This is a genomic window from Phycisphaeraceae bacterium, assembly GCA_040222855.1.
Lineage (GTDB): Bacteria > Planctomycetota > Phycisphaerae > Phycisphaerales > Phycisphaeraceae > Mucisphaera.
In genome coordinates this window covers 484,055-508,195 of sequence record JAVKCD010000025.1, presented here as the reverse complement: position 1 = coordinate 508,195, position 24,141 = coordinate 484,055, and the positions used below count along the sequence as shown (strand labels likewise).

Genomic DNA, 24,141 nt, shown 5'->3' with positions numbered 1-24,141 from the left:
TACAGATTATTTATCTGGAGCAGGGTCGAATCGGCAGACCAGATCGAAGAGGGAGGCCCCCTGGGCTTCGGCGACGCCTTCGTCCTTGATCATGGCGATTTTGAGGGTGTCGCAGGTGAGTTGGGCCTCGTGGTTGGACTCGATACCCCGGCCCATGCCCTCGAGGATGACCAGGTCGGTGCCCCGGTCAGCGGCGGCGCAGAGATCGGGGGCCATGCGGGTTAGGTCCATCAGCGGGGCCCAGTTGCCCGAGGGGATGGCGACGAGGCGGTCGCTGGCGCGTTGCTCGGCGATCGTTGGGTCGAGCCGGGCGACTTGATCGAGTAGAGGCAGAAGCTCCGCGTGGGTGATGTCATTGAGAGAGGGGGCCGAGTTGGCCGAGAGGATGACGCGGCCGTAGCGGGCCAGCTCACGGGCCAGCGGGATCATGCCGAGTGTGACATCCGGGCCGGCGTTATCGACAAAGAGGATCGCCTCACGGAAACGGCGACCGGCCCAGCGGGCGAGGAAAGCGTCTCCGTCATCGATGAACCAGGGGCGAGGCTTGAGGTTGTTCAGTGTCGTGTGGAAATCTGGGGCCGAGCCATCGGCGTACATATCGAGGGTCTTGGTCGCGCCGAGGTCGAAGAGGTTGCCTGCGAAGACGCCACGGAGGAGGCTGAGCCATTTGTCATCCCGGTCCATGGCGTCGAGTTCGGTGAGCCAGCCGGGGAGATGAATCAGAGCGGCGGCGGTCTGTTCGGCTTTAGCTAGTCGGTAGGGGTCGGGGATGCAGGCGGCGCGGAGCGCTCGCTCGCGGGCCCAGCAGATGGTCAGGACATCGAGGCGATCAAAGTGTGACGGGCTGTCTTCGGCGTGATCGAGCCAGGCGAGGAAGTGGGTGCTGGCTTGTCGGCAACGTCCTTCGACCTGATCGGGTGGCTCACCGGATTCGAGCCGTTCGCTGCGGGCATGATCGAGCAGCGATGCGAAGTGGCGGCGAAACAAGTCGAGCCAGTAGGCGCGCGGGTTTTCGAGGTGGCGAAGGTCCCAGAGGCAGGCGTTGTAACTGCTGGCATCGGCGAGGAGTGGGAAGGCCTGATGGTGGGTGATCGGGTCAGCAGAGTCTTGGCCAATGGGGGCGTAACAGGGGTTGGCGGTCGTGATCATGATGGGTTCTGGGGGGTGAAGGACAGGAAGTTGGCGAGGATGCGCAGGCCAACGGCTTGGGATTTCTCGGGGTGGAACTGGCAGCCCAGGAGGTTGCCGCGAGCGATCATGCTGCAGAAGTCCCCGCTGTAGTCGGTGCTGGCGAGGCGGTCGGCGTCGTTTGTGGGATCGCAGAAAAAGCCGTGGACGAAGTAGGCGTGGTCGCCGTGTTCGATTCCATCGGTCAAGAGGTGTTCTCGGAGGGGGTTGATGGCATTCCAGCCCATGTGGGGGACTTTGGGCGTGCGGCCATCGGGTCCTGGAGAGAACTGGAATCGGCGGACCGACCCGGGGATGAGGCCGAGACCAGCGACCGGCGTGTCGGTTGGCGAGATGGTTTCCTCGGAGTGATCGAGCATCAACTGCATCCCGAGACAGATGCCGAGGAAGGGGCGGCCTGAGTGGGCGTAGTCGAGAACCGGCTGGAGCAGCGATCGCTGGTGGAGCAGGTCCATGGCGTCGGCGAAGGCCCCGACGCCTGGGAGGATCAAACGATCACAACTGGAGATGGCATCGGCGCTATCGACGATGGCGGCGCTCCCGCCAACGCGTTCAATGGCCTTCTGGACCGAGCGCAGGTTGCCCATGCCATAGTTGACGATCCCGAGCACGGCGATCTCCGGTGGGTTGTGGTCGGGTCGTCCGCTACTCGACGAGGACCACGACAATGGTCACGCGGCGGCTGCGGTCCTTGGTGGGTTGTGGTCGCCACTCGCCGAAGCCCGCTGCGTACATTCGCTTGGGGTCGATGCCCTGGGTCTGCAGGTGGCGATGGACGGCGGCGGACCGCTCGAGGCTGAGTTCGAGGTTGTCCTTCCAACTGCTCTTGCGGATCGGGTCGGTATCGGTGTGTCCCTCGACGCGGATCGTCTGGTTGGGGTATTCACGCTGGATGACGCTGGCGATCTGGTTCAGCGTGCTCTTCGAGGCGTTCTTGAGGTCGATGGCACCGGAGGCGAAGAGTACGTCGCCGGGGACGCGGACCTTGATCTGGGTGTCGCTCTGTTCGGTTTCGATGCCAGCGATACCGGCGAAAGCGTTGGCGGGGACCACGGTAGTTGGCGTCATAGCCAGTTCACGCTTGAGACGCTCGATCTCGCCAAGGAGGTTGGAGCGATCACGCTCGCAGACTTCGACAGCGGTCCGAGCCTGGTTGAGCTGGTCCTGGAGTTCCTGGTTCTGGATGTAGAGGGCCTCACGCTCTTCGAGGACGCGGTAGGGAGGCTGGCATCCAACTAAAGCGAGCATCATGAGGCCAAGGCAGCAAGCGACCATCCGTGTCGTGAGACCCATCGTCTTCCTTTCGATGAAGCGAGCGAGGTTATCGGGCCATGTGGTATCGGCCTTCAGGGTGTGAAGATACCAGAAAACCCAAGAGCTTCGAGGATGGGGTCTGAGGCGAGCAGTGCGATGATGGAGCCGACCGCGAGGTAGGGGCCGTAGGGGATGACCCGAGCCTCGGCACTGCGAACGGAAGCCAGTCCGGTGAGGGCGAAGGTGCCTAGCAGCCCGAGGAAGGGCGCGATGAAGAAGGCGAGGGTTACATCGCGCCAGCCGAGGACGGCACCGACCCCCGCCATGAGGTGGACATCGCCCAGGCCCATGGCCTCCTTGCCGAAGGCGAGGGTGCCGAGGATGCGGGTTCCCCAGACCAGGCCTGCGCCGAAGATCGCTCCGGCGAGCGCGGCGAGGAGCGTTTCGAGCCAGCCGGTGGTGGGCGTCGGGCTGGAGAGGATGACGCCAGCGATCAAGCCGAGGGTGGGTGGGAGCAGGAAGAGGAGTTCCTTGAGGGTTTCCCGTCGAGCGTGGGGGTAGAGAGCGTTCTCGGCGGCGACATCGGAGTCAGCTTGTTGGCCGGTGAGGTCTTGCATGACCTGCTCGTAGTCGGCGTAGCTGCGGGGGATCACGCCGAGTTGGAGGAGGGCGATGGAGATCAGCACGCCGAGCGTCAACCCCCCTACCGGCTCGGTCCAGCCGATGGGGAGCGTAGGGCCGATGGCGGGCCAGCCCGTGGCGACCGACACGGGCATGAGGGTGATAGCGACGAAGAACGGGACCCAGCAGAGGCTCAGCGGGATGATGTAGTGGCGGGCGTCGATGAGTGTCGCGGCAAAAAGACAGGCCAGCAGCACGAGCTGAGTGATCAGCAGCGGGCCGAGGAGCCGGAGGGCGTCGAGAATCGGGAGGTTGGGTGCCCAGGTGTTGATCTGCCACCAGCCCAGGCCAAGCGTGAGCAGCCCGAAGGCGAGTTCGACCAGCGGGTACTGGATGCTGATGGGTTGGGAGCATCCGCGACACTGACCGCGGAGCATGAGCCATGAGAGGACGGGGATGTTGTCGATCGCGCGGAGGCCGGTTCCGCATCGAGGGCAGCGCGAAGGAGGGTGAACGACGCTGAGGCCCTCGGGCATGCGGAGGATGACGACGTTGAGGAAACTGCCGATGCAGAGGCCCAGGGCGAGGAGAAAACCGTAGACGATGATCGCCATACGTCAGGACTCTTCATCGAGGTCGTTGGCGTCGTCGAGCTGATCGAGGTTGAGTTTCTTGAGCTTCGTCTCGGCGCCGGTGAGAACGTCTCGGCAGCGTTGGATGAGGCCGACGCCGCGCTCGTACCGCTGGAGCACGTCTTCGAGGCCGATCTCACCGGCTTCGATGGCCTCGATGATGGTCTCGAGCTCGTCGATCGCCTGCTCGAAGGAGAGGTCTTTGGGAGGTTTGGGTTTGGATGCGGCCATGGGTTGCAGTGTAGCGGGATGTCAGGCTGGTTCGGGTGGATCGAAGAGGCTGGTGGTATCGGCTGATGACTGGCGTCGTTTCTTGGGCTTGGGCGGGGCGTCGTCGATCGTGCTCTTCACTTCCCCGTCCTTAAACACGGTACGGAGCTTGCCCACGGCTTTCGCAGCCTCGGCGGACCGGAGCGGCTTGCCGTCGGGGCCGAGGGTGTAGGTGAAGCCGCGGCCGAGGACCTGTTTGGGGCCGACGGCCTCGAGCTGGCGTGTCAGGGCGTAGAAGCGGTTGCTGTCGGTGTCGAGTCGACGGTTGATTTCGCGGTGGAGTTGGGGGGCCAGGCTGGCCAGGCTAAGGCTGGCGGCTTTGAGTCGCTGATGGGTCGTGCGGGCGAGGTCTCGGGTCAGGCGACCGAGGTGCTGGCGGTGTGGGGTCGCGCCCTGGCGGGTGGCGAGCCGGAGGCGATCGCTGAGGCGGAGCAAATGATCACGCTGCGAGGCCAGCCACTGGTCGGGTTGCCTGAAGATGGTTGAGCGTGCGACGGCGTCGAGACGATCCTGTTGACGCTCGACCTCACGCTGCGTGAGTAGGCTGAGGCGGCGCGCCTGCTGATCGACCTGTCGGTCGAGCGCGGCCCGATCGGGGATCAACTGCATGGCAGCCTGGGTCGGGGTGGCGGCGCGGGCGTCGGCGACCAGCTCGGCGATGGTGGTGTCCACTTCGTGACCAATCGCTGCGACGAATGGGATGGGGCAGCGGAAGATGGCATCGGCGATGGAGCGTTCGTTGAAGGCCCAGAGGTCTTCCATCGAGCCCCCGCCACGGGTGAGGATGATGGCGTCGAGATTGAGTTGGCGGGCGTGCCGGGAAAGTTGCTCAATAGCCTTGGTGATGGCCGGGGCGGCGGCGGCTCCCTGGACCGGGACATCGACCAGCAGCAACTGGACGGCGGGCCAGCGTCGGCGTGTGGTGTCGATCACGTCCTGCAGCGCGGCCCCGGCACCCGAGGTGACGACAGCGACTCGGGTGGGGATCAGCGGGAGAGGCTTCTTGCGGGCTTCGTCGAAATAGCCCAACTCACGCAGTTCGGCGACCCTGCGGCGGAGTTCGGCTTCGAGGTCGCCCTGGCCAGCGACTTCGAGGCTGTCGACGATCATCTGCAGGCTGCCCTGAGGCGGATAGAAGTCGATGCGGCCGGTGGCGACGACCGCCATGCCGTTCTCGGGTTGGAAGGGGACTCGCTGGGCGCTGCTGGCGAAGCAGGCGCAGCGGAGCGAGGCGTCGCGGTCTTTGAGCGTGAAGTACCAGTGGGTGCGAGCCGAGAGGCTGGAGATTTCCCCAAGCACCCGGATGCGGCCGGGGATGGCTTGCTGAATGGTGCGCTGGATGAGCCCGGCGGCCTGGCTGACCGTGAGCGGGGCGTCGGGTTTGGCAGAGGTGCCGGGCAGAGATCGTCTCCATGCTGGGTTGGTCGCACGCGACCTGTGTATCTCGCTAGGATGGTGGTCTCCCCGCGAGGCGGGGTCAACCGCTGATTGCGAATCAGCGGCCAACTCCGTACCTTATTATCCTTAGACGAGCCGGACGCCTGTCCGCTCAAGCTCCCCTCACCCCCTAGATTTGGAGTCTGGATCCATGTCCATCAAGGTCGCGATCAATGGCTTCGGCCGCATCGGCCGCCTGGTGTTCCGGGCTGGCCTGGAACAGGGCAACGTCGAGTTTGTCGGGATCAACGATCTGTTCCCGCCGGCGTCGCTCGCTTACCTGCTCAAGTACGACTCGATTCATGGCCGGTTTCCCGGCACGGTCGAGGCGACGGATGATGCGCTGATCGTCAACGGCAAGAAGATCCCGTGTTGCGCTGAGCGTAATCCCGCTGACCTGCCCTGGGGCAAGCTCGGCGTGGATTATGTCGTCGAGTCAACCGGCTTTTTCACGGCCTTTGACGGTGCCAAGCAGCACATCGACGCAGGCGCAAAGCGTGTGGTGATCTCGGCCCCGACGAGCAGTCCGGACCAGGTCCCGACGATCGTGATGGGCGTGAATCACGAGTCGTTGGCCAAGGATGCCAAAGTCGTCTCGAACGCCTCATGCACGACCAACTGCCTGGCCCCGATCGCCAAGGTCCTTCAGGACAACTTTGGGATTGTCGAAGGTTTGATGACCACGGTGCATGCCGTGACGGCGACTCAGCCCACGCAGGACGGTCCTTCCAAGAAGGATCTGCGTGGCGGGCGTGCTGCCGGCTTTAACATCATCCCGGCCTCGACCGGCGCGGCCAAGGCCGTTGGCCTGGCGATGCCGGAGCTAAAGGGCAAGCTCACGGGCATGGCATTCCGTATCCCGACGGCTGATGTCTCGGTCGTGGACCTGACGGTCCGGACCGAGAAGGAGACGTCGTACAAGGACATCTGCGCCGCGATGAAGAAGGCGTCGGAATCGGGTCCGCTCAAGGGTATCCTGGCGTACACCGATGAGCCGGTGGTCTCGACCGACTTCATTCACGATCCGGCCAGCTCGACGTTCGATGCGGGTGCCGGTATCGAGCTGAGTTCCAAGTTCTTCAAGGTCGTGTCGTGGTACGACAACGAATGGGGCTACTCGAACCGTGTGGTTGATCTGCTGGCACACATGGCCAAGCAGGATGGCGTGGCCTGATCGAGGCCTTTGACCTGACGATTGACACGAGCCCGCCCGTCTGCCGATGGGTGGGCTTTTTTGAACCCCGACGGAACGGCTAGGATGTGGGTTATGAGCAATAGTGAACAACCAACGGCACGGCTGGCCCTGGAAGACGGCGTGGTGTTCAGCGGACAGGCCTTTGGGCATACGGCTCCGGCCGTGGTGGAGGGCGAGGCCTGCTTCAACACGTCTTTGACGGGATATCAGGAGGTACTGACTGATCCCTCTTATGCGGGGCAGATCGTGACCATGACGTGCCCGCTGATCGGCAACTATGGCGTGACGCGTGAGGACCTGGAATCAACAAAGATTCACCTGCGTGGGTTCGTGGTTCGTGAACTCGCCAACCGGGAGAGCAACCACCGCTCAGAACAGCAGCTATCGGCCTGGCTGGACGAGCAGGGCGTGGTCGGGATCACGGGTATCGATACCCGAGCATTGACGCGACGTCTGCGTGTCGTCGGTGCTCTCAAAGCGGTGATCTGTACGGACCCAACGATCTCTGATGATGATCTGGTCGAGCGAGCCAAGGCGTCGGTCGGGCTGGTGGGCGTTGATCTCGTCAAGACGGTGACGCGGGCTGATTCGGAGGCGTGGTCCACTGACCTGGGTGCCTGGGACTCTCGGATGTCACTGCCGGAGCCTGGGACTCAGAAGAAGGTCATTGCGATCGACTGCGGGGCGAAGCACAACATCCTCCGGCACCTGACCTCGATCGGGTGCGAGGTCACGATTGTTCCTTACGACACTTCGGCGGAGGCGATCCTTGAGCATCAGCCCGACGGCGTGTTCATCTCGAACGGGCCGGGCGACCCGGCGGCGGTGACGCCAGCTATCGAGACCGTCAAGGGGTTGATTGGCAAGGCGCCGATCTTCGGCATCTGCCTCGGCCACCAGTTGCTGAGTCTCGCGCTGGGCGCGGAGACTTTCAAGCTCAAGTTCGGGCATCGTGGCGGGAATCAGCCGGTGCAGAACCTGGGCACGCGGAAGGTCGAGATCACCAGTCAGAATCATGGGTTTGCGGTTGATCTTGACAGTCTGGCAAGGGTTGGGGCGGAGCCGACGCACATCAACCTCAACGACAAGACGCTCGAGGGATTTCGGCATCAGGATCACCCGGTGTTCGCGGTGCAGTATCACCCCGAAGCTAGTCCAGGGCCGCACGATGCGGCGTATCTGTTTGACTGCTTCATGGCGATGATGGCCAGTGGCAAGAGCCCGAGTGCAGCGGATATGGATGCGGCCCAGCGGCAACGAAATACGGTCGCTGGGGTGTGATGTATTGGAGACGGCAGCGTTTGTGTGATCATCTGGCTATTTTGCAGGAGCCGTATCTGGGCCAAGTGCTCAGCGGCCGAAAGACCATCGAGTGTCGGCTGACTCGCAATCGCATTCCCCCCTTTGGCCAGGTGATCGAAGGTGATCGGATTATGCTCAAGCGGTCATCCGGGCCGGTGATGGCCGTCGCGCGGGTTCGGGAAGCAATGTGCGTTGAGGTGCGTGATCGGCACGAGCTGGGTCGTCTCAGGCAGCGGTACAACGATGCGATCGGGGCGACGGCGGACTACTGGCGGTCGCGGTGGGATCACCCGTATCTGTCGCTGGTCACGCTGGACCGTGTGGGTGCTGTGCATGACGTAACCCCGCCGGTGCGGTCGTCGGGCAGGGCGTGGTTTCTGCTCGATGCCGGGCAGTTCCCTGCGGCGATGCTCGAGGTCCTGGAGTCGAGCAATCGGAATCGGTATCTGAGTGTGGCGGAAGCGGATCGTGATCTGTTTCCGGAGGGAGATTTCGACATTCTCGTTGGCGACGAGGTGGTGCGGACGTCGCTGCGGGCCGGTCATTTCCGCTGGCGTGGCTGGGGACAATGGCTCGAACGACAGAAACTGGAGGTGGGCGACCACATCTGGGCGGTGCGGCAGCGCAACCGGCGGTTCGAGATAGTCGTGCCGCGGAGGGATGTGCCCGCATGACCCCTCCGCCCCCTACCCTCCGGCTGCGGCTGCACGACTATGTCGGCGAGGAACATCTACGGGCTCTGCTGCAACTGGCCCTCGCGGAGGACCTCGGCCCGGCGCGTCGGGATGTGACCTCGGAGTTGGTGGTGGACGCTGATGAGCGGGCTGCGGTTCGTGTGGTCGCGCGAGAAGCTGGTGTTATCAGCGGGTTGTCGGCGGTGTCCGCCTTGCTGAACGTGTTCGACCTGGATGTTCGAGTCGTCAGCGAGGCTGAGGATGGTGCGGTTATCGCTGCGGGGCAGAGCGTGCTCTCACTTTCGGGGAATCTTCGGGCGCTGCTGGCTGTCGAGCGCACGCTGTTGAATCTGCTGAGTCGGATGTCGGGGATCGCAACGGAAACCTCGCGTCTCACTCGTCTAATTCAGGGCACTCAAGCGGTCCTGTGCGATACCCGCAAGACGCTGCCAGGTTGGCGTGGATTGGATAAGTATGCGGTGGCTTGTGGGGGCGGGGTTTCACATCGGATGGGGCTGTATGACGCTGTGCTGGTTAAGGACAATCATCTGGCATCGATTCCGGATGATGAGCTAGAGAGTCGATTAAAGAGCTGGATCACCTTCGCAAAGGACGGCTCGTCGAAGCTCGAGTTTTTCGAGGTGGAGATCGATCGGCTTGAGCAACTCTCCGCAATGTTGGCTGCGGGCGTTGACATCGTCCTGCTGGATAACATGCCACACGAGGTCATGCGGCAAGCCGTGGCGGAGCGTGATCGCCTCGCGCCGGGTGTCCTGCTGGAGGCGTCGGGCGGGATCACTGAGAAGACCTTGCGGGCCGTGGCGGAGACCGGCGTGGATCGCATTTCGATGGGGGCACTCACGCATTCGGTACGTGGGCTCGACCTGGGGCTGGATCGCGATGAGTGATTCGCTCAGCATCAAGCTGTTGCCACTTTTGCTCGAACCTGCCAGCGATTGGTCGGTGGAAGAGTTGTCCGAGCGTACTGGGCTGATTGACGCGGACGTGCTAAGTGGTTTTGACCAGCTTCGTCGAGACGGTTGTGGCATCGACATCCATGGGCCTGAACGGGTGCGGCTGGTCAGCAGCGGGTTGTCGTGCTGGGCGGACTACCTTGAGGCCTCAATCGAGCATCAGTTACGCGTGGAGGTCTATCACCAGACGTCGAGCACGCAGGATGTTCTCAAGCGGCTTCTCGATGGCGAGCAGCGTGGAGCGACCGTGGCGATGGCCGACGAGCAGACCGCCGGTCGTGGCCGTCGAGGGCGGAGTTGGTTGGCAGCAAGCGGTGATGGCTTGTTGATGTCCTTGGCATGGCCGCTGGAAGGAAGTGAGCCAGTCGAACGGATGCCGGTGATCGGTTGTCTCGCGGTAGCGGAGTCTGTTCACCTCCTGCCGACGCATCAAGCCGCGACAATCCGGTGGCCCAATGATGTGTTGCTCAACGATCGCAAGCTGGCAGGCGTGTTGATCGAGCGTGTCGCCGACGCTTCGGGGCAGTCCTGGGCGGTGATTGGCTGGGGCATCAACGTGCTCGGGACGCCTGAGGTTGAAGGTCCGCAGCGCCTGGATGGCTCGATCACAGCGCCGACATCTCTGGCGGACCTGGGGCTGCGGATCGACCGGCTATGGCTGGCCCACGCGGTGCTGGAGCGATTCGTATCACTCACGAAACTCGATACGGGTGACCTGGCCGAACGCTGGCGGGTGCGCAGCAGTGATCTTGGGAGGCAGGCCACGCTGAAGGTCAACGGTCAGATGCTCTGCGGGGAGGTGATCGATGTGGACATCACCAGCGGACTGGTGCTGCGTGACCACAGCGGGGTGTGCCACTGGGTGCCCTCTGCGCAGGCGAGTCGCGCCTGTGACGAGGTGGCTTGAGTCTAGACGTGAGTGCCAGCTTCCCGTGTCTTTTCACTGGTCTCGGCTTCGGGACAGCGCATCTTTGAGGCATCCATCAGCAGTTGCTCAAATCGCTCGTGGACGGCTGACCATGAGAGCGCGAGCGTGGTCGTTCGGGCCTGGGATCGGCAGCGGTCAATGGCATTGATGTCGGAGCTGAGTTCTTTGGTGACCTGGATGAAGTGGTCGCGGTCCCCAAAATGAGCGAGGCGGCCGTTGTCGTTGTCCTGAATCAGCGCCTGGCCCGCCGCGTAGTCGAAGGTTACGACAGCGAGACCGGACGCCATAGCCTCGGGGATAACGTTGCCATAGGTCTCGGTCGTGCTGGCGAAGATGAAGATGTCGCCGGAGGCGTAGTGGGCGGCCAACTCCTCGCCTCGACGGGTGCCGGCAAAAATGACATCGGAGTGAGCCTGCTGCAGTTGCTCGCGAAGCGGGCCGTCGCCCACGATCACGAGCTTGAGGTTTGGTACGGTCTGTCGAGCCGCCTGAAAGGCCTCAATAGCCAGCGGCATGTTCTTCTCTTCGGCGACACGGCCGACGTAGACCATCACGACATCCTCAGGGCTGGCATCCCACGATCTGCGGAGGTCGTCCGAGCGATGGTCGGGATGAAAGAGGTCGGTATCGACGCCACGACCCAGGAGGGTGAGACGCTCGAAGCCTCGAGAAGCCAACGCATCACGCATCGGGACGGCGGGGACCATCGTCGAGCAGCAGGCGTTGTGGAATCGCTTGAGGTACCAGACCAGAAAACGACGCAGCGGGCTCAGCCCGTAGTGGTCGAAGTATTCGTGGAAGTTGGTGTGGAAGGCTGAGGTGACCGGCAGCTTCACGCGGTGGGTCGCCCACAAGGCTGACAACCCCAGCGGACCTTCGGTCGCGATGTGCGCAACATGGGGAGGATTGGCTCGCCACCTTCGGATCATCGTGCCCGCTGAGGGCAGGCCGAGTTTAAGGCCGTCGTAGCGAGGCAGCGGCACGCCCTGAACCGTGACGTGCTCGATACCATCAACGGTTCGGTTGTTGTCGTCTGCGTTCTGGCGCGGGCGAATGATTTCCACGCAGTGGCCGCGTTCTACCATGCCCTCAGCCAGTTGCTGAAGGGTCATGGCCACGCCGTTGACTTCCGGCGGGTAGGTCTCGGTGACGATTGCGAGCCGCATCGCGGCAGTCTACAGGGGTTGGGTCGCGCGGGGGAAAGACCCGAGCACCCGGAGCTCGAGACAGTGCTCTGCGGCTTCCGAGATGGCCTTAGCGACATTGGCCTCACTTGTGTGCCCAAGCAGGTCCACGAAAAAGACGTAGTCCCAGTGCTTGCGTTTGCTGGGGCGTTTGTCGATGTGGGTCAGATTGATCCCGTGCTCGCGAAAGACATCGAGAACGTCGGCCAGAGCACCGGCCTTGTGGCGGGTGGTAAAGAAAGTCGCGGTCTTGTCATCGCCAGTGGGGTTTGTCTCCTGCTGCGCGATGATGTAGAAGCGCGTCATGTTCCCGCTGGTGTCTTCGATGTTCTGAAACTGCATAGCAAGCCCGAACGTCTGGGCGGCCAGGGCCGAGCCGATCGCGGCGGCACCCGGTTCGCTCGCTGCCTGCTCGGCGGCTTTGGAGGTCGACGATGTCGCTACCCGGGGCACCTGCGGGAACTGGGCACTGAGCCAGTGTCGGCACTGAGCCAACGCCTGGGGGTGTGAATAGATGACCTTGATGTCTGGTGGATCGCAGTTGGCCAGCAGGTTGTGGTGGATCGGAAGCAGCACCTCGGCACACACCCGGGAGCGGGCCGTGATGAGGCAGTCCAGCGAGGTCGTGACGAAGCCCTCGGTCGAGTTCTCGATGGGGATCAGGCCGTAGTCGAGGTCGCCTCGATCGACCGACTCAAAGATCAGCGGGATGTCATCGAGATTGTCATATTCGACTGAGGCTCCGAACTTACGACGCGCGGCGAGGTGGCTAAATGACCCCGGCGGGCCGAGGTATCCGATGCGGAGGGGGCGCTCGAGCGCGAAACTGCCTGACATCATCTCGCGCCAGATCGCTTCGACGCAGGAATCAGGCAGGACGCGATCCCGGTTGAGTTCGCGGACCCGTTCGAGAACCCGCTGCTCGCGGTCGGGTGCGTAGATGGGCCCGCCGGTGTCGCGTTTGATCCGGCCGATCTCGACGACGACCTCGGCTCGTTGGTTGAGCAACTCGATCAGATCGCGGTCGAGCCGGTCGATCTTCTCGCGCAGCGGGGCCAGTTGGGCGTCGATGCTCATGGGGTCCACTGGGCTCGGATTCTCAGTCATGGGCAGATTGTAACGGGCGCAGAGGCCGCTGAGCGATAGCATGGGGGGAACAGGCCGTCACCCACGGTGGCGTATCCTCCTTGAGGTGCTCGGAAGGAGCCGTTATGGACCCGCAAACCGCCAACACGCTTGAAACCGTCTCAGGGTTGGCCATCGAGGTCTATCTCGCTGGCGGCCTGATGCTTGTAGGGCTGGTGCTGTTGCTCGCTGGCAGGAAACTGGCCCGCGCGAGCTGCGTGCTTGTGGGCCTCACGCTCGGCTCTGCGGCCGGAGCGGCCTTGGGGCAGTTCTTTGGGCTGAGTTCGATGATGCTGGTCGGCGCTTCGTTGATCGGGGCTCTGGGCGGGGCGTTGTTCGCCGGTTTCCTGTTCCGAGCTTTTGTCGCGGTCACAGGTGCCGCACTGCTGGCCGCAGTAGTCCCCTGCGTCGTCCTGCTCTGGCAGGGAACGCCTCCGCCTGCCGTCGATCTGGATGACGACACCAGCCAGACCTTGCTGTCTTCCGCTGACGAGACCGCCTCGGACTTGATCAACGACCAGTTGGCCCAGACGACCCGGGCTCATGTGCAAGAGATCGTCGGCAAGGTTCGCGACGCGATCCAGAGTTCGATCCCGTACGAGGAAGGCGCGGAGAGCGACCCGCCAACGAGCGACGACGGCGCGGAGCAGGCGTCAGGCGATCAACCCGGTTCAATGTGGTCGGAGACCGCCAGCCGGATGCTGGAGGCGCTTCGAGAAGCGCTCTCCGACCAGGAGGCGTCGCTTCGTGCCTGGTGGGATCAGTTAACGCCTGCGTTAAAGGGAACGGTCCTGACCGGCTCGTTGATCGGAGCGGTCGTTGGGTTGCTGCTCGGATTGCTGATGCCGCACACCGCGTCGTCGATCGAGTCCTCGATGCTCGGTTCGGTGCTCATCTACCTGCCCGGGACTCGGCTTCTAGCCCAGTTCGCTCCAGCCATAGCCGGATCGCTGCCGACCGGGCCAAGGGGCACACTGGTCGTTCTGGGTCTGATAACTCTCGCGGGTGTTGCGTTTCAGTGGACGCTTTTCCGAAAAAAGGCCGATAGATAATGCGCGTCGGGAGCGATCCCGGGCATCAGCCTTTGGCAGGAACATAAGCCATGGTCGCCTTACTCGCCCAGAGTTCCGGTTCTGAACCAGCGGAGCAGGGAGCGCTCGAGAATCTCTTTGAAACCACCATCGCGGTGTTTTCCCGGGGCGATACGCTGGCGCGACCGGATGAGTTGATCACCAACCTCCAGGCCCTCTCGGTGGTCTGGGCCCTGGTCTTCATCGTCATCGGCGTGACCTGCATGCTCAACGGCTACAAGTTCTACAAAACGATGACCATCGGACTCGCCCTGCTGCTGGGTATGTTCTCCGGCTACTGGGTCGGAGATTTCGTCCAGGCCCCTTACGTCGTCGCCGGCTGCCTGGGGCTGATCGCCGCTGCCTTGGCCGGTCCATTTATGAAGTTCGCCGTGGCTCTGTTTGGCGGACTGTCCGGGGCTTTCATCGGTTCCAACCTCTGGTCGGGACTCACGCTGGCCCTGAATCAGGCCAACGGCTCGACCCTCCCCGAAGCCCATTGGGTCGGTGCCCTGATCGGGCTCCTCGTCTGTGGGATGCTGGCGTTCATCGTCTTCGACATGTCGGTGATGATGTTTACCGCCGTCGCAGGAGCGACCTTTGTGGTCATAGGCGGTCTTGCCCTCGTGATGAGCTTCGAGCCCTGGCGGCAGACGGTCAGCGATTCCCTGATCCAGTCGAGCGTGACGATCCCCTTGCTGGTGACCGTGCCTGCTGTGATCGGCCTGATCATGCAGTACAACGCGCCGCCGGCTGAGAAGGCCAAATCCTGAGTCGGCGTCTCAACGTGCACCGGTAGCGCGGAGGGCTACAATCGGGGCTCCGAAACTCTTTGAGGAGCCTTCCGATGCTTCGACATGTTCTGGCCGTGCCTGCCTTGTGGACCGCCCTGCTGTTGTCGGGCTGTGCGACATCCGAAACTACAACGACGCCACCACCAACACCGAGCGCTGCGGCCACTCAGCCGAAGGCTCAGGCCACCAAGGCGTCCGAGCCTGCGCCGGTTGCTGTGAAAAAGCCAGCCGCTGCGAAGCAGGCCTCCTACCAGCAGATTGCAAGCACCCCTGCAGCATCGGTCGTAGTCGAGGCGGTCATCAATGGCTACAAGCCGCTGATGGCCGAGAAGCCGCTCGAGCGAATTGCGTTCGGCTCCTGCCTCCGTCAGGGCCGCCCGCAGCCGATCTGGGATGTCATCAATGCCATGACGCCAGACCTGTTTATCTTCGCAGGCGACAACGTCTATGCCGATACCGAAGACATGGCCGTCATGCGCGGCGTGTACTCTGAGCTGGCCGCACGGCCCGGCTTTGCGAAGCTCAAGTCATCGACCCCCATCCTCGCGACCTGGGACGATCACGACTACGGCGTCAACGACGGCGGCAAGGAGTACCCCAAGAAAGCCGAGTCGCAGCGTGAGTTCCTGGAGTTCTGGGGCGTTCCCACCGATTCACCGCGCTACGACCGCGAAGGTGTTTATCACAGCGTGGTCGTCGGCCCAGAGGGCAAACGCACGCAGATCATCCTGCTGGATACCCGGTATCACCGCGATGACCTTGAACGCCTGCCCGAGGATCAGCGCAAGCACGGCCCGTATGCGGAGCGTGACGATCAGTCAGCCACGATGCTCGGCGAAGCACAGTGGGCCTGGCTCGCAGAGGAACTCAAGAAGCCTGCCGAACTAAGGTTGATCGTTTCGAGCATCCAGGTCGTCGCCAATGAGCACGGCTGGGAGCGATGGTCCGCCCTGCCCTGGCAGCGAGACAAACTGTTCCAGACCATCGAAGACTCCGAGGCCGAAGGCGTGATCTTCCTCTCTGGCGATCGCCATCATGGCGAGGTGTCGGTTTGCGGGGGCACCGGCCCGTACATGTCGGTTGATGTCACCTCATCCGGTCTCAACAGCGCCGGAGGCCGCATCATCACCGAAGAGAACCACCACCGTGCCAGTGAGAACGCTGTGGGTGACAACCACTTCGGCCTGCTCGACATCGACTGGTCGGGAGAGTACCCGCAGGTGCGTATCCGGCTCATCGACGAGCAGGAGCGCGCCCAGTTCGACGACTCTCTGGACACCAAGAAACTGACCTTTACCTACGGCGAGGGTGACACCCACGGTCGGCATAGTGAAACGGTGAAAGCAGAAGAAACCGCCGCGACCCCGTAACTCTTTGAGATTCCAGATATCAACTGACCATCGACCATCAGCCTGAGCCCGTTGGTTCAGGCTGATGTTTTGCGCCGTGTTAACGCCGCGAGCCCGAGCAGGATGCCACCGGGCAGCGCTGCGGGGCTTGGGATCGTCTCGGGTTCAGGCTCCGGCATCAGCGTCACGCTCACGGCATCAAGTACGGCACCAAAGCCGCTGGTCGCCGAGACGTCTTCGAAACGCAGGATGGTTCGGTTCGTTGGCGCAACGAGATTATAGATCAGGTGCTGCTCGAAACGGGCCTCAGCGGGTGGTTCGGTGCCGAGTTGTAGCCAGGTAAAGAGCCCAAGGCTCATCCCGCCCCAGAGGACGCGAGCTTGCCTCGGCAACTCCCTGAAGCTGTAGATGTTGGCCGACAGGTAGAACTCGAGTTGGTACGTCTCGCCGGGGATCGTGATGAGTTGCTGCTGGAGGAACCCCGACTTGGCTTTGGCCAGATCGACACTCTGATTGCCGTCATACGAATCGATAAACGGTCCCATCCGCTCGACGTTGCTGCTGACCCAGCTCGAAAAGGTCTCACTGGTCGGACTCTGCTCGAAGCTCGGGTTGAGCACGATGTTGCCGTGTGCCGTGGGCGCAGCGATGCCTGCAAGCAGGGCGACGGTCAACAGCGCAGAGGTCTCGGTTCTCATGGTCACAGCGGTTCCCGGGGATAAGCCCAGTTGGTCCACCAGAAGCATCGACCGAAAACCAGTACGAGTTCCGAGAGAAACCCCCCTTAACCAATACAAATCGTCTCAGGCACCTTTACCCAGATTCGCCAGGACATCCAGACCGGCCTCAAGCTGCTCGGGCCCGCATGCGTAGCTGATCCGGAAGTGGGTGTCGCGATTCGAGAACACCGATCCGGGTATCAGCAGCACGCCCTGTTTGACCGTCCTCTCGGCAAACTGGCTCGCCGTGATGCCGAGGTGCTGTGGGACCTCCGGGAAGGCGTAGAACGCGCCCCCGGGTGTGGTCAGGTTGTAGCCAGCTTCAAGCAGCCGCTGGGCAACGTGGTCTCTCCGTTGGCGATACTCATCCACATAGGGCTGCATATCGACATCGAGCGCCGCGACACCGGCGGCCTGCGTCATCGAGGGCGCACAGACGAAGGAGTACTGCTGGAGCTTGGTCATCTGCTCGATGATCGCGCGAGGGCCGGTCGCGTAGCCCAGACGCCAGCCGGTCATCGCATAGGTCTTGGAAAAACCACGCAGCAGGATGACTCGATCCGTGTGGCGGGCGACCGACGGGCAGGGTCCGTCGTAGCAGAACTGATCGTAGATCTCGTCGCTGGCCAGCAGCAAACCCCGCTTCGCGGCGAGCGACGCGAGGGCCTTGGCGTTGTCTTCCGTCAGAACGACGCCTGTCGGATTCGAGGGGGAACTGAACAGCAGCAGCTTGGACTTGGGCGTGATCGCCCGCTCCACGCGTTCGGGGGTGAGTTGGAAATCGGGATAGGTATCGACATAAACTGGGTTGCCGCCCGCGAGTGTGACCAGATGACGATACATCACGAAGTAAGGATCGGGGATCAGAACATCGTCGCCGGGATTGCAGCATGCGAGCAGCATAAGCATCAGCCCGCCCGAGACGCCCGAGGTGATCAGCGTCTGGAAACCCTCGGCGAGCTGGGCTCGATCCGCTGCGCCAAGCGTGCCGGGATACTGCTTGGCCGTATCTGTATTGATTCGCGCGATAAGGTTGGCGACGCCTTGGGTCTGGGTATAGCGATTAAAGCCCTGCTCGATCGCTTGGATGGCGGCGTGTTTGGCAGCGTCGGGCACATCGAAGTGCGGCTGGCCGATCGACAGGTTGATCGGGTTGTCCAGTTTCGCGGCGAGGTCAAAGACCCTGCGGATCCCAGAAGCGTCGATCTGGTGGACCCGGGACGCAAGATAGCTTTCGGGATCGAGCATGAGCGAGTCCCTGATTCAGTGCCTGGCCATCCAACCGGGAAGCGGCTTACTTCGCCTCTTCTTCGGTTTCGGTGCCCTTCTTTTTCTTGGTGGTCTTGCCTGCGGCGAGTTTTCGGTTGGCCAGCTTGGGCAGACCGAGTGGATCGTTCTCGCTGGGGACAAACTTGCCCTCAGCCGAGAGCTTGGCGATGCGCTCGGCGCGGGAAAGGACGTTGCGATGGCGGGCGAGGCCGCCACTGGCGCGAAGGCTGCGGTCGAGGCTCATGGGAGCAGTCTCCGTATCGTGGCCGGTTGCGGCCGGGAGTTCGGGTCAGGGCGTTGGGCCGTGACGGTAGAAGTACATGTCCTGCAGGGCATCGTTGCCGCGCCTGCCATTGTGGGCGTGCCACGCACGCCCGACTTCCAGTAACGCCTGTCGGTAGGTCTCCTGGGTGCCCTGCTCGAAGGCATCTCGAGTAAAACCGACATTGACGGCGATGACCTGGAATCGATCATTATTGACGGGCTTGAGGACACTTGCAACCCGGTGAGTCACCAGAAACTCGCTGAGTCGCTGGGCTTCGGCGGCTGGATAGGTGGCCAGGATCAGATAGTTCATCCCGTCCTGCCTGGGATCGGAGGGAGAATCGGCCTGATAGCCCCCCAGCGGGGTTCTGGAGAGGTCCAGAAGGCTGATTCCGGGACCCTCCAGATCAGCCCCGATGAAGCGAGGTGGGGCCGCAGGGGTCGTCAGCGGGCCGGGTGGGGCTTCCACTGCAGCGGCTGTTGTTTCGGTCTCGCCGTTGGCTCCACGCTCGTAGCCGACCCAGTAGGCGAGGCCCAGGATCAGCAGCAGCACCACGGCGACGGCGGCGACCAGGCCCTTGGGGACACGGAGCACCAGCGGCTCGCTGGGCGCGAGCAGGTCGGTGGTGGGCTCGGAATCCGCTGCGGGCCGATCCGCCGCCTTGGGGGCCTCGGAAGGCTGCGGCGAGGGCTCGGGGCCCGCGTCGCGTCGTCCCATGACCTCGAAGGGTGTTTTATTGCTCGATCTGCCGGGCATGGTGTGATGTTATCCCCCCTGCTCGATGCGTGGAGGGCCGGTGGCGATGACGGAGGCCATGGCCAAGCCAGCGGTGTGGGAGAGAGAGAGATGCCAGTCGGTGATGCCGAGTTCGGCGGCGATATCGTGCGCGCGTCCTGAAAGTCGGACATTTGGTTTGCCGAGGGGGCTGCGGATGACCTCGATGTCCTGCCAGGAGATGCCGCTGGTGAGGCCGGTGCCGAGGGCTTTGAGGACGGCTTCTTTGGCGGCGAAGCGGGCGGCGAGGTGTTCGCCAAACCGTTTCGAGTCGCTGGCGTATTCGGCTTCGGCCTGGGTAAAACAGCGTTCCAGGAAGGATTCGCCGTGTTTTTCGATGAGATCGAGGACGCGGCTGACCTCGGTGAGGTCGACGCCGTGGCCGAGGACGATGGGTGGAAATCCTGTGTGGGGTAGTCCCTCGCGGGTCATGGCTGCCCTAGCATGGTGTGATGGACGCAACTCTCAAGACGATCGCTGACAAGGTACGCGAACGCCAGCGGCTGAGCGCACAGGACGGTCTGGCGCTGTTGGAGCATCCAGATATATGGTCTGTGGGTCGATTAGCGAGCCAAGTTCGTCACCAACTCCACCAACAAACGACGTACTACAACATCAATCGGCACATCAACTACTCCAATGTGTGCGCCCTGTCGTGCAAGTTTTGTGCTTTTCATCGGAAGCGTGGTGATGAGGGCGCTTACGAGTTCAGCCCGGAGCAGATTGCTGAGGAGGCTCGCAAGGCGGCTGAGGCGGGGGCGACCGAGGTGCATATGGTGGGTGGGCTGCATCCGTACCTGCCTTTTTCGTATTACCTCGATGTGCTGCGTGCGGTCAAGACGGCGGCGCCGCAGATTCATGTCAAGGCGTTCACGGCGGTGGAGATTGTGCACCTGGCGCGGGTTGCAAAGCGGCCGAAGGATCTGGTGGGTGTTCTTGGGGACTTGAAAGAGGCGGGGTTGGGTTCGCTGCCTGGGGGCGGGGCTGAGGTGTTTGATGATCGGGTTCACGATGAGGCGTTTAAGGGGAAGATCCGGTCGGATAAGTGGCTGGAGGTTCATCGGGCGGCGCATGAGATCGGGCTGATGAGCAACGCGACGATTCTGTACGGGCATGTGGAGTCGCTGGAGGATCGGATTCATCACTTTTGTCTGTTGCGGGAGCAGCAGGATGATGCGATCGAGCGTGGTCTGCCGGGGCGGTTTCAGACGGTGATCCCGTTGCCGTTTATCCCGGATGACTCGGAGCTTGAGCATCTTGCGGGTCCGACGGGTCTGGAGGACTTGAGAATGTTGGCGGTGGCGCGGCTGATGCTGGACAACATCGCGCACATCAAGTGCTTCTGGATCATGCAGACGCTGGAACTGGCGGAGATCGCGCTGGACTTTGGTGTGGATGATGTTGACGGCACGGTGGTGTGGTACGACATCACGAAGGTTGGAGGATCGAACAACCATCAGGAGCGGTCGGTTCGAGACCTGCGCGATGCGATCATCGAGGCGGGTTACGAGCCGGTTGAGCGCGACACGATCTACCGTCCGGTGGTGCGCGATGGTGCGCGGTGGCGTGTGACAGAGGCTGTGCCCGCTTGAACTTTTTTTGAAAGATGATTTCGATGAGTGAGAACGGCAGTTCGTGGCCGCAGGTTGAGAACCCGGTATGCATCGTGACGGGAGCGGGTAGCGGCGTCGGGCGGGATACGGCGTGCCTGATGGCGGAGGCTGGTTTTCGCGTGGTGCTGGTTGGGCGGACCGCGGAGAAGCTGGAAGCGACGGTCGCGCTGATTAACGAGGAGGTTGAGAATCCGCCTGAGTTGCTGGTGAAGCCGGGTGATCTTGCGGACAGCGAGACTTGTGAGCGGGTGGTGGCGGAGACGGTGGAAAAGTTCGGTCGGGTGGATGGGCTGGCGAATGTCGCGGGAGATGCGCCGTTGCAGCCGATCGGGAAGATCACGCCTGAGATTTATCAGCGGTGCATGGACATCAATCTCAAGGCGGTGGTGTTTCTGACGCAGGCGTGCTGGCCGCATTTTCGTAAGCAGAAAGGCGGGGCGATCAGCAGCGTGTCGTCGATGGCGAGCATCGATCCGTTCAAGGGGTTCAATATCTACGCTGCGGCGAAAGCGGGCGTGAATCTGTTTACGAAGGCGGTGGCGGACGAGGGGCAGCGGATGGGGATCACGGCGTTTGCGGTTGCGCCCGGGGCGATTGAGACGCCGATGCTGCGGCAGAACTTTCCGGAGAAGGCAATTCCTGCGGAGAAGACGCTGGACCCGATCGTGGTGGCGGGTGTGGTGCGTGACGGGCTTCTGAGGCGGGGTCGTTTTGAGAATGGGGAGACGTTTGTGCTGGCGTCGCCTTGAATGTTCAGATCAGGCGGAGTTTCATGCCCAGGAAGGTTTCGCCGACGGCCTTGATCTGATCAACCGGGCCGAAGAGGGCGTGGGTGACGGACGTCCCTGATCGCGACTGAGGCTGGGTGCCGACGATGATGGCGGGGTCGTGGTATTCCATTTCGCCGAAGGTGTTGGGTCCGCCATCGTGGTTGTAGGCCTGGAGGACATCGGTGCCGTAGCGTTGGTCGGCGGGAGCGGCGATGGGGACATCGACGTAGGGCTCGCCGGGGAGGGTCGGGAAGGCTCGGAGCAGGAGGACCGCCCCGCTGCCGGTCTCTCGATAGTAGCCCATGCGTCCGGTGGTGGTTTCGGCGGGGAGTCCCATCTTGACTTTGGCCTGACCGTCGATGCGGAAGCGGACGCCGGTGTCGTCGATTTCGACACGATCTTGGAAGGGGTCGTAGTAGCTGGTGACGGAGGTTGCTCGGCCGTGCGTGGGGCAGTGCAGGGTTCCGCCAGTCGGGAGTTGGGAGATGCTCCAGCCTCCGGCGAGGGCACCATCGTCGCCAGCGGTGAGGGTCAGTTGGTTGTCGAGTGCGAAGCTGAGGCAACGCACCTCTGGGGGCAAAGTCGGCAGCGACTGTGCGACGCGGAAGGACCGCTGGACTTCGAAGCGGATGGATTTATCGACTCGGGAGTCGGTCAGCTCGACGGTGGCGTGGTAGCTGAGGGTCTGGTCGGTGGTGTGCGTGGTGGTGTAGTGGCCGGGATCGACCTGGGGCGGGTTGCGGGCGTTGCCGCCTGGGTCCTGGCGAGCGAGTTCGAGGCTGTCCCAGTAGTAGGCGACTTCGGGGGCGATCCAGAGGCGGTCTCCGCCGATGAGGGCTGCGTTGGACTTGGGGTTTTCGTGGGTGGGGTCGTGCCAGAGGGCGTTGTGATCGAGGCCATCGATTTCGATGGCGAAGAGGCGGGCGTTGTGTTCTGTGATCAGGAGGCGACCGCTGCGGGTCTGCAGGATTGATGGTTTCCAGCCACGCGCGTTGAGGGCGGTGTGTAGGCGGTCGAACCAGCCAGTGGTCATGGCGAATTTCCGGGTTTAGAGCGTGACGTACTGGAGGTCGGCTTCGCGCTGGCCACGGCGTTGAGCGACGTGGACGTCGGTGGCGAACTCCCCGCCCATGTCCTTGCGGACGCGATCGGCGTCGTAGCGACTTGGTTTGGCCAGGTCGGCGGCGGCCATGAGGTCGAGAGCGATCTGGCCTTCGGGGATGGAGCCTTCGATGGGCTGGATGGCGCAGACGAAGGCCTGTAGGCGACCGGTGGCGTTCTCGAAGGTGCCGGCTTTTTCGACCCAGGTGGATGAAGGGAGGACGACATCGACGGCGTTGGCCATGTCGCTGGGCAGGGTGTCGATGAGAATGGTGAAGCGGCCTTTAGCTCCGGTGATCAGCACATCGTCCCATGTGGGCTCTGGGGTGTTGCCGGTGAGCACGAGCCCGGAGAGGCCGGAGTCTTCTTCGCGGATGACATCGAGGAACTCGTCATAGGTGAGGACTGTCTGGGCGATTTTTTCGAGTGCTCGGCGGACGCCTCGGGCGTTGGGGGCTTTTTCGGCGCGGACGGTGTATCCGCCTGGGAAGGTCTTGTCCTCGCCGTCGATGTGGATGGGACCGACGGCGATGACTGCGCCGGGGTCGAGCTGGAGGATCCAGCGGCCCAGGAGATAGGCTTCTTCGCTGGTGAGCATGGGGCTGACCATCAAGCCGAGGGAGCCGTCGCCTTTGTACTTGACCAGGTCGGCAAGTTGTCTGGCGACCTCGGTGGTGGCGGTGTCCCAATCGGCGGGTTGCTGTTGGTTGTCGCTACGGATGAGTGGGGAGGTCAGGCGGTCTTCGCGATGGACGAACTTCCAACCGTAGCGGATTTCATCGGAGATCCACCAGTGATTGATCTCCATGTTGGTCCGTGGTTTGACGCGGTAGATTGTGCCGTCGTTGTGTTCGACGGAGATGTTGTCGCCTGAGGCAGTGATGCCGTCGATGCCGGGGGTAGCGGTGAGGTTCCAGACGCGCATGGACATCAAGAAGTCTTTATCGAGGAGGGCACCGACGGGGCAGATATCGACGACGTTGCCGGAGAGTTCGTTGTCGAGGGGTTGGCCGGGGAAGACATCGATTTGTTCGCTGGACCCGCGGCCGAAGACGCCGATCTCGCCGGTGCCGGAGACCTCGCGGGTGAAGCGGACACAGCGGGAGCACATGATGCAGCGGTCGGAGTAGAGCAGGACGTTGGGGCCGAGGTCTTTCTTGGGCTGCTTGATCTTGGTCTCTTCGAATCGTGATTCGGAGCGGCCGTACTTGAAGCTGTAGTCCTGGAGGTGGCACTCGCCAGCCTGATCGCAGACGGGGCAGTCGAGCGGGTGGTTGATCAGGAGGAACTCCATGACCGACTTCTGGTTGGAGATGGACTTGGGGCTTTGGAGGTAGATTTCAGAGCCGTCGACGGCGGGGGTCTGGCATGTGGGCAGGAGCTTTGGGATCAGCTCGAGCTTGTTTTCGTTGCGGGGGTTGGGCTGAGCGACCTCGGCAAGGCAGATGCGGCAACTGGCCACGACGGAGAGGCCGGGGTGGTAGCAGTAGTGGGGGATCTCGATGCCGTTGTCGAGCGCGACCTGAAGGATGGTCTGCTTGCCCTCGAACGAGCATTGTTGACCGTCAATGGTAATCTGAGGCATGTGGTCCTCCGGGTGTTGCCCGCGTTCGGTGTGGAGCGGGTTACGGGA

25 protein-coding genes are annotated in these 24,141 nt (G+C 62.8%); 10 read left to right on the top strand and 15 right to left on the bottom strand.

Features of this window, described 5'->3' with window-relative positions:
- Positions 1-6 precede the first annotated feature (6 nt).
- From RIG82_11900 to xseA, 6 genes are read right to left on the bottom strand one after another with little or no spacing between them, the layout of a single operon-like run.
- Positions 7-1,149, bottom strand: coding sequence for an ARMT1-like domain-containing protein (locus RIG82_11900; GenBank protein ID MEQ9461643.1), 1,143 nt, complete (start codon positions 1,147-1,149; stop codon positions 7-9).
- Positions 1,146-1,799 (bottom strand): imidazole glycerol phosphate synthase subunit HisH, encoded by a 654-nt coding sequence (gene hisH, locus RIG82_11895; protein ID MEQ9461642.1) that lies wholly within the window; start codon positions 1,797-1,799, stop codon positions 1,146-1,148. Before hisH ends, RIG82_11900 begins: the two co-directional genes overlap by 4 nt.
- 34 nt (positions 1,800-1,833) lie before the next feature.
- A complete protein-coding gene (locus RIG82_11890) occupies positions 1,834-2,481 on the bottom strand; it encodes an OmpA family protein (protein MEQ9461641.1) in 648 nt (215 codons plus the stop codon).
- A 53-nt stretch (positions 2,482-2,534) separates the two neighbouring features.
- The gene (locus RIG82_11885) at positions 2,535-3,677 is read right to left on the bottom strand and encodes a prepilin peptidase (GenBank protein MEQ9461640.1); all 1,143 of its coding nucleotides are present in this window, start codon (positions 3,675-3,677) and stop codon (positions 2,535-2,537) included.
- Positions 3,678-3,680: 3 nt separating this feature from the next.
- A complete protein-coding gene (gene xseB, locus RIG82_11880; protein MEQ9461639.1) occupies positions 3,681-3,926 on the bottom strand; it encodes an exodeoxyribonuclease VII small subunit in 246 nt (81 codons plus the stop codon).
- Positions 3,927-3,947: 21 nt separating this feature from the next.
- Positions 3,948-5,471, bottom strand: a complete 1,524-nt coding sequence (gene xseA, locus RIG82_11875) for an exodeoxyribonuclease VII large subunit (GenBank protein MEQ9461638.1) — start codon at positions 5,469-5,471, stop codon at positions 3,948-3,950.
- An 82-nt stretch (positions 5,472-5,553) separates the two neighbouring features.
- On the opposite strand from xseA, the gene gap reads away from it, so the two are divergent.
- The 5 genes from gap (at position 5,554) to RIG82_11850 (ending at position 10,454) form a co-directional block, all read left to right on the top strand.
- Positions 5,554-6,576, top strand: coding sequence for a type I glyceraldehyde-3-phosphate dehydrogenase (gene gap / locus RIG82_11870; GenBank protein ID MEQ9461637.1), 1,023 nt, complete (start codon positions 5,554-5,556; stop codon positions 6,574-6,576).
- Between the two features lie 93 nt (positions 6,577-6,669).
- Complete coding sequence (gene carA, locus RIG82_11865) at positions 6,670-7,878, top strand: glutamine-hydrolyzing carbamoyl-phosphate synthase small subunit (protein MEQ9461636.1); 1,209 nt, start codon at positions 6,670-6,672, stop codon at positions 7,876-7,878.
- A gap of 152 nt (positions 7,879-8,030) precedes the next feature.
- A complete protein-coding gene (locus RIG82_11860) occupies positions 8,031-8,573 on the top strand; it encodes a hypothetical protein (GenBank protein ID MEQ9461635.1) in 543 nt (180 codons plus the stop codon).
- Positions 8,570-9,481: a carboxylating nicotinate-nucleotide diphosphorylase gene (gene nadC / locus RIG82_11855; GenBank protein MEQ9461634.1), complete on the top strand. Its 912-nt coding sequence runs from the start codon at positions 8,570-8,572 to the stop codon at positions 9,479-9,481. Before RIG82_11860 ends, nadC begins: the two co-directional genes overlap by 4 nt.
- Positions 9,474-10,454, top strand: coding sequence for a biotin--[acetyl-CoA-carboxylase] ligase (locus RIG82_11850; GenBank protein MEQ9461633.1), 981 nt, complete (start codon positions 9,474-9,476; stop codon positions 10,452-10,454). Before nadC ends, RIG82_11850 begins: the two co-directional genes overlap by 8 nt.
- A 2-nt stretch (positions 10,455-10,456) precedes the next feature.
- Here RIG82_11850 and RIG82_11845 read toward each other — a convergent pair whose 3' ends face one another.
- Entirely contained in the window at positions 10,457-11,641 is a 1,185-nt protein-coding gene (locus RIG82_11845) for a glycosyltransferase family 1 protein (GenBank protein ID MEQ9461632.1), read from the bottom strand.
- A 9-nt stretch (positions 11,642-11,650) separates the two neighbouring features.
- Positions 11,651-12,766 carry a prephenate dehydratase gene (gene pheA, locus RIG82_11840; protein ID MEQ9461631.1) on the bottom strand — a complete coding sequence of 372 codons (1,116 nt, stop codon included), beginning with the start codon at positions 12,764-12,766 and terminating at the stop codon, positions 11,651-11,653.
- Between the two features lie 104 nt (positions 12,767-12,870).
- On the opposite strand from pheA, the gene RIG82_11835 reads away from it, so the two are divergent.
- The 3 genes from RIG82_11835 to RIG82_11825 all read left to right on the top strand — a co-directional run bounded on the left by RIG82_11835 (position 12,871) and on the right by RIG82_11825 (position 16,018).
- Positions 12,871-13,836, top strand: a complete 966-nt coding sequence (locus tag RIG82_11835; GenBank protein MEQ9461630.1) for a hypothetical protein — start codon at positions 12,871-12,873, stop codon at positions 13,834-13,836.
- 50 nt (positions 13,837-13,886) lie between these two features.
- Positions 13,887-14,627: a hypothetical protein gene (locus RIG82_11830; GenBank protein MEQ9461629.1), complete on the top strand. Its 741-nt coding sequence runs from the start codon at positions 13,887-13,889 to the stop codon at positions 14,625-14,627.
- 74 nt (positions 14,628-14,701) lie between these two features.
- Entirely contained in the window at positions 14,702-16,018 is a 1,317-nt protein-coding gene (locus RIG82_11825) for an alkaline phosphatase D family protein (GenBank protein ID MEQ9461628.1), read from the top strand.
- A gap of 56 nt (positions 16,019-16,074) precedes the next feature.
- On the opposite strand, the gene RIG82_11820 is transcribed toward RIG82_11825, so the two are convergent.
- From RIG82_11820 to acpS, 5 genes are all read right to left on the bottom strand, one after another.
- Positions 16,075-16,695, bottom strand: coding sequence for a hypothetical protein (locus RIG82_11820; GenBank protein ID MEQ9461627.1), 621 nt, complete (start codon positions 16,693-16,695; stop codon positions 16,075-16,077).
- Positions 16,696-16,800: 105 nt separating this feature from the next.
- Entirely contained in the window at positions 16,801-17,964 is a 1,164-nt protein-coding gene (locus RIG82_11815) for an aminotransferase class I/II-fold pyridoxal phosphate-dependent enzyme (GenBank protein ID MEQ9461626.1), read from the bottom strand.
- A gap of 46 nt (positions 17,965-18,010) precedes the next feature.
- A complete protein-coding gene (locus RIG82_11810) occupies positions 18,011-18,229 on the bottom strand; it encodes a small basic protein (GenBank protein ID MEQ9461625.1) in 219 nt (72 codons plus the stop codon).
- Between the two features lie 45 nt (positions 18,230-18,274).
- A complete protein-coding gene (locus RIG82_11805; GenBank protein ID MEQ9461624.1) occupies positions 18,275-19,006 on the bottom strand; it encodes a hypothetical protein in 732 nt (243 codons plus the stop codon).
- Positions 19,007-19,015: 9 nt separating this feature from the next.
- Positions 19,016-19,456 (bottom strand): holo-ACP synthase, encoded by a 441-nt coding sequence (gene acpS, locus RIG82_11800; protein ID MEQ9461623.1) that lies wholly within the window; start codon positions 19,454-19,456, stop codon positions 19,016-19,018.
- A gap of 20 nt (positions 19,457-19,476) precedes the next feature.
- Here acpS and mqnE point away from each other — a divergent pair, with 20 nt between their 5' ends.
- Together mqnE and RIG82_11790 are read left to right on the top strand one after the other, a co-directional pair.
- Entirely contained in the window at positions 19,477-20,616 is a 1,140-nt protein-coding gene (gene mqnE / locus RIG82_11795) for an aminofutalosine synthase MqnE (GenBank protein MEQ9461622.1), read from the top strand.
- Between the two features lie 23 nt (positions 20,617-20,639).
- Positions 20,640-21,386: an SDR family oxidoreductase gene (locus RIG82_11790; protein ID MEQ9461621.1), complete on the top strand. Its 747-nt coding sequence runs from the start codon at positions 20,640-20,642 to the stop codon at positions 21,384-21,386.
- A gap of 4 nt (positions 21,387-21,390) precedes the next feature.
- Here RIG82_11790 and RIG82_11785 read toward each other — a convergent pair whose 3' ends face one another.
- Together RIG82_11785 and RIG82_11780 are read right to left on the bottom strand one after the other, a co-directional pair.
- Positions 21,391-22,440: a hypothetical protein gene (locus tag RIG82_11785; GenBank protein MEQ9461620.1), complete on the bottom strand. Its 1,050-nt coding sequence runs from the start codon at positions 22,438-22,440 to the stop codon at positions 21,391-21,393.
- 15 nt (positions 22,441-22,455) lie between these two features.
- A complete protein-coding gene (locus RIG82_11780) occupies positions 22,456-24,093 on the bottom strand; it encodes a molybdopterin-dependent oxidoreductase (GenBank protein MEQ9461619.1) in 1,638 nt (545 codons plus the stop codon).
- Between the last annotated feature and the right edge of the window lie 48 nt (positions 24,094-24,141).

Bases quoted from the DNA above. Each gene is read 5' to 3' on its own strand.
- RIG82_11810 (MEQ9461625.1), bottom strand. From the start codon at position 18,229: ATGAGCCTCGACCGCAGCCTTCGCGCCAGTGGCGGCCTCGCCCGCCAT.
- RIG82_11835 (MEQ9461630.1), top strand. From the start codon at position 12,871: ATGGACCCGCAAACCGCCAACACGCTTGAAACCGTCTCAGGGTTGGCC.
- pheA (MEQ9461631.1), bottom strand. From the start codon at position 12,766: ATGACTGAGAATCCGAGCCCAGTGGACCCCATGAGCATCGACGCCCAA.
- mqnE (MEQ9461622.1), top strand. From the start codon at position 19,477: ATGGACGCAACTCTCAAGACGATCGCTGACAAGGTACGCGAACGCCAG.
- carA (MEQ9461636.1), top strand. From the start codon at position 6,670: ATGAGCAATAGTGAACAACCAACGGCACGGCTGGCCCTGGAAGACGGC.
- RIG82_11900 (MEQ9461643.1), bottom strand. From the start codon at position 1,149: ATGATCACGACCGCCAACCCCTGTTACGCCCCCATTGGCCAAGACTCT.
- RIG82_11805 (MEQ9461624.1), bottom strand. From the start codon at position 19,006: ATGCCCGGCAGATCGAGCAATAAAACACCCTTCGAGGTCATGGGACGA.
- xseB (MEQ9461639.1), bottom strand. From the start codon at position 3,926: ATGGCCGCATCCAAACCCAAACCTCCCAAAGACCTCTCCTTCGAGCAG.
- RIG82_11845 (MEQ9461632.1), bottom strand. From the start codon at position 11,641: ATGCGGCTCGCAATCGTCACCGAGACCTACCCGCCGGAAGTCAACGGC.
- RIG82_11790 (MEQ9461621.1), top strand. From the start codon at position 20,640: ATGAGTGAGAACGGCAGTTCGTGGCCGCAGGTTGAGAACCCGGTATGC.
- RIG82_11820 (MEQ9461627.1), bottom strand. From the start codon at position 16,695: ATGAGAACCGAGACCTCTGCGCTGTTGACCGTCGCCCTGCTTGCAGGC.
- RIG82_11885 (MEQ9461640.1), bottom strand. From the start codon at position 3,677: ATGGCGATCATCGTCTACGGTTTTCTCCTCGCCCTGGGCCTCTGCATC.
- RIG82_11780 (MEQ9461619.1), bottom strand. From the start codon at position 24,093: ATGCCTCAGATTACCATTGACGGTCAACAATGCTCGTTCGAGGGCAAG.
- RIG82_11830 (MEQ9461629.1), top strand. From the start codon at position 13,887: ATGGTCGCCTTACTCGCCCAGAGTTCCGGTTCTGAACCAGCGGAGCAG.
- RIG82_11850 (MEQ9461633.1), top strand. From the start codon at position 9,474: ATGAGTGATTCGCTCAGCATCAAGCTGTTGCCACTTTTGCTCGAACCT.
- nadC (MEQ9461634.1), top strand. From the start codon at position 8,570: ATGACCCCTCCGCCCCCTACCCTCCGGCTGCGGCTGCACGACTATGTC.
- acpS (MEQ9461623.1), bottom strand. From the start codon at position 19,456: ATGACCCGCGAGGGACTACCCCACACAGGATTTCCACCCATCGTCCTC.
- RIG82_11860 (MEQ9461635.1), top strand. From the start codon at position 8,031: ATGCTCAAGCGGTCATCCGGGCCGGTGATGGCCGTCGCGCGGGTTCGG.
- RIG82_11825 (MEQ9461628.1), top strand. From the start codon at position 14,702: ATGCTTCGACATGTTCTGGCCGTGCCTGCCTTGTGGACCGCCCTGCTG.
- RIG82_11785 (MEQ9461620.1), bottom strand. From the start codon at position 22,440: ATGACCACTGGCTGGTTCGACCGCCTACACACCGCCCTCAACGCGCGT.
- gap (MEQ9461637.1), top strand. From the start codon at position 5,554: ATGTCCATCAAGGTCGCGATCAATGGCTTCGGCCGCATCGGCCGCCTG.
- RIG82_11890 (MEQ9461641.1), bottom strand. From the start codon at position 2,481: ATGGGTCTCACGACACGGATGGTCGCTTGCTGCCTTGGCCTCATGATG.
- RIG82_11815 (MEQ9461626.1), bottom strand. From the start codon at position 17,964: ATGCTCGATCCCGAAAGCTATCTTGCGTCCCGGGTCCACCAGATCGAC.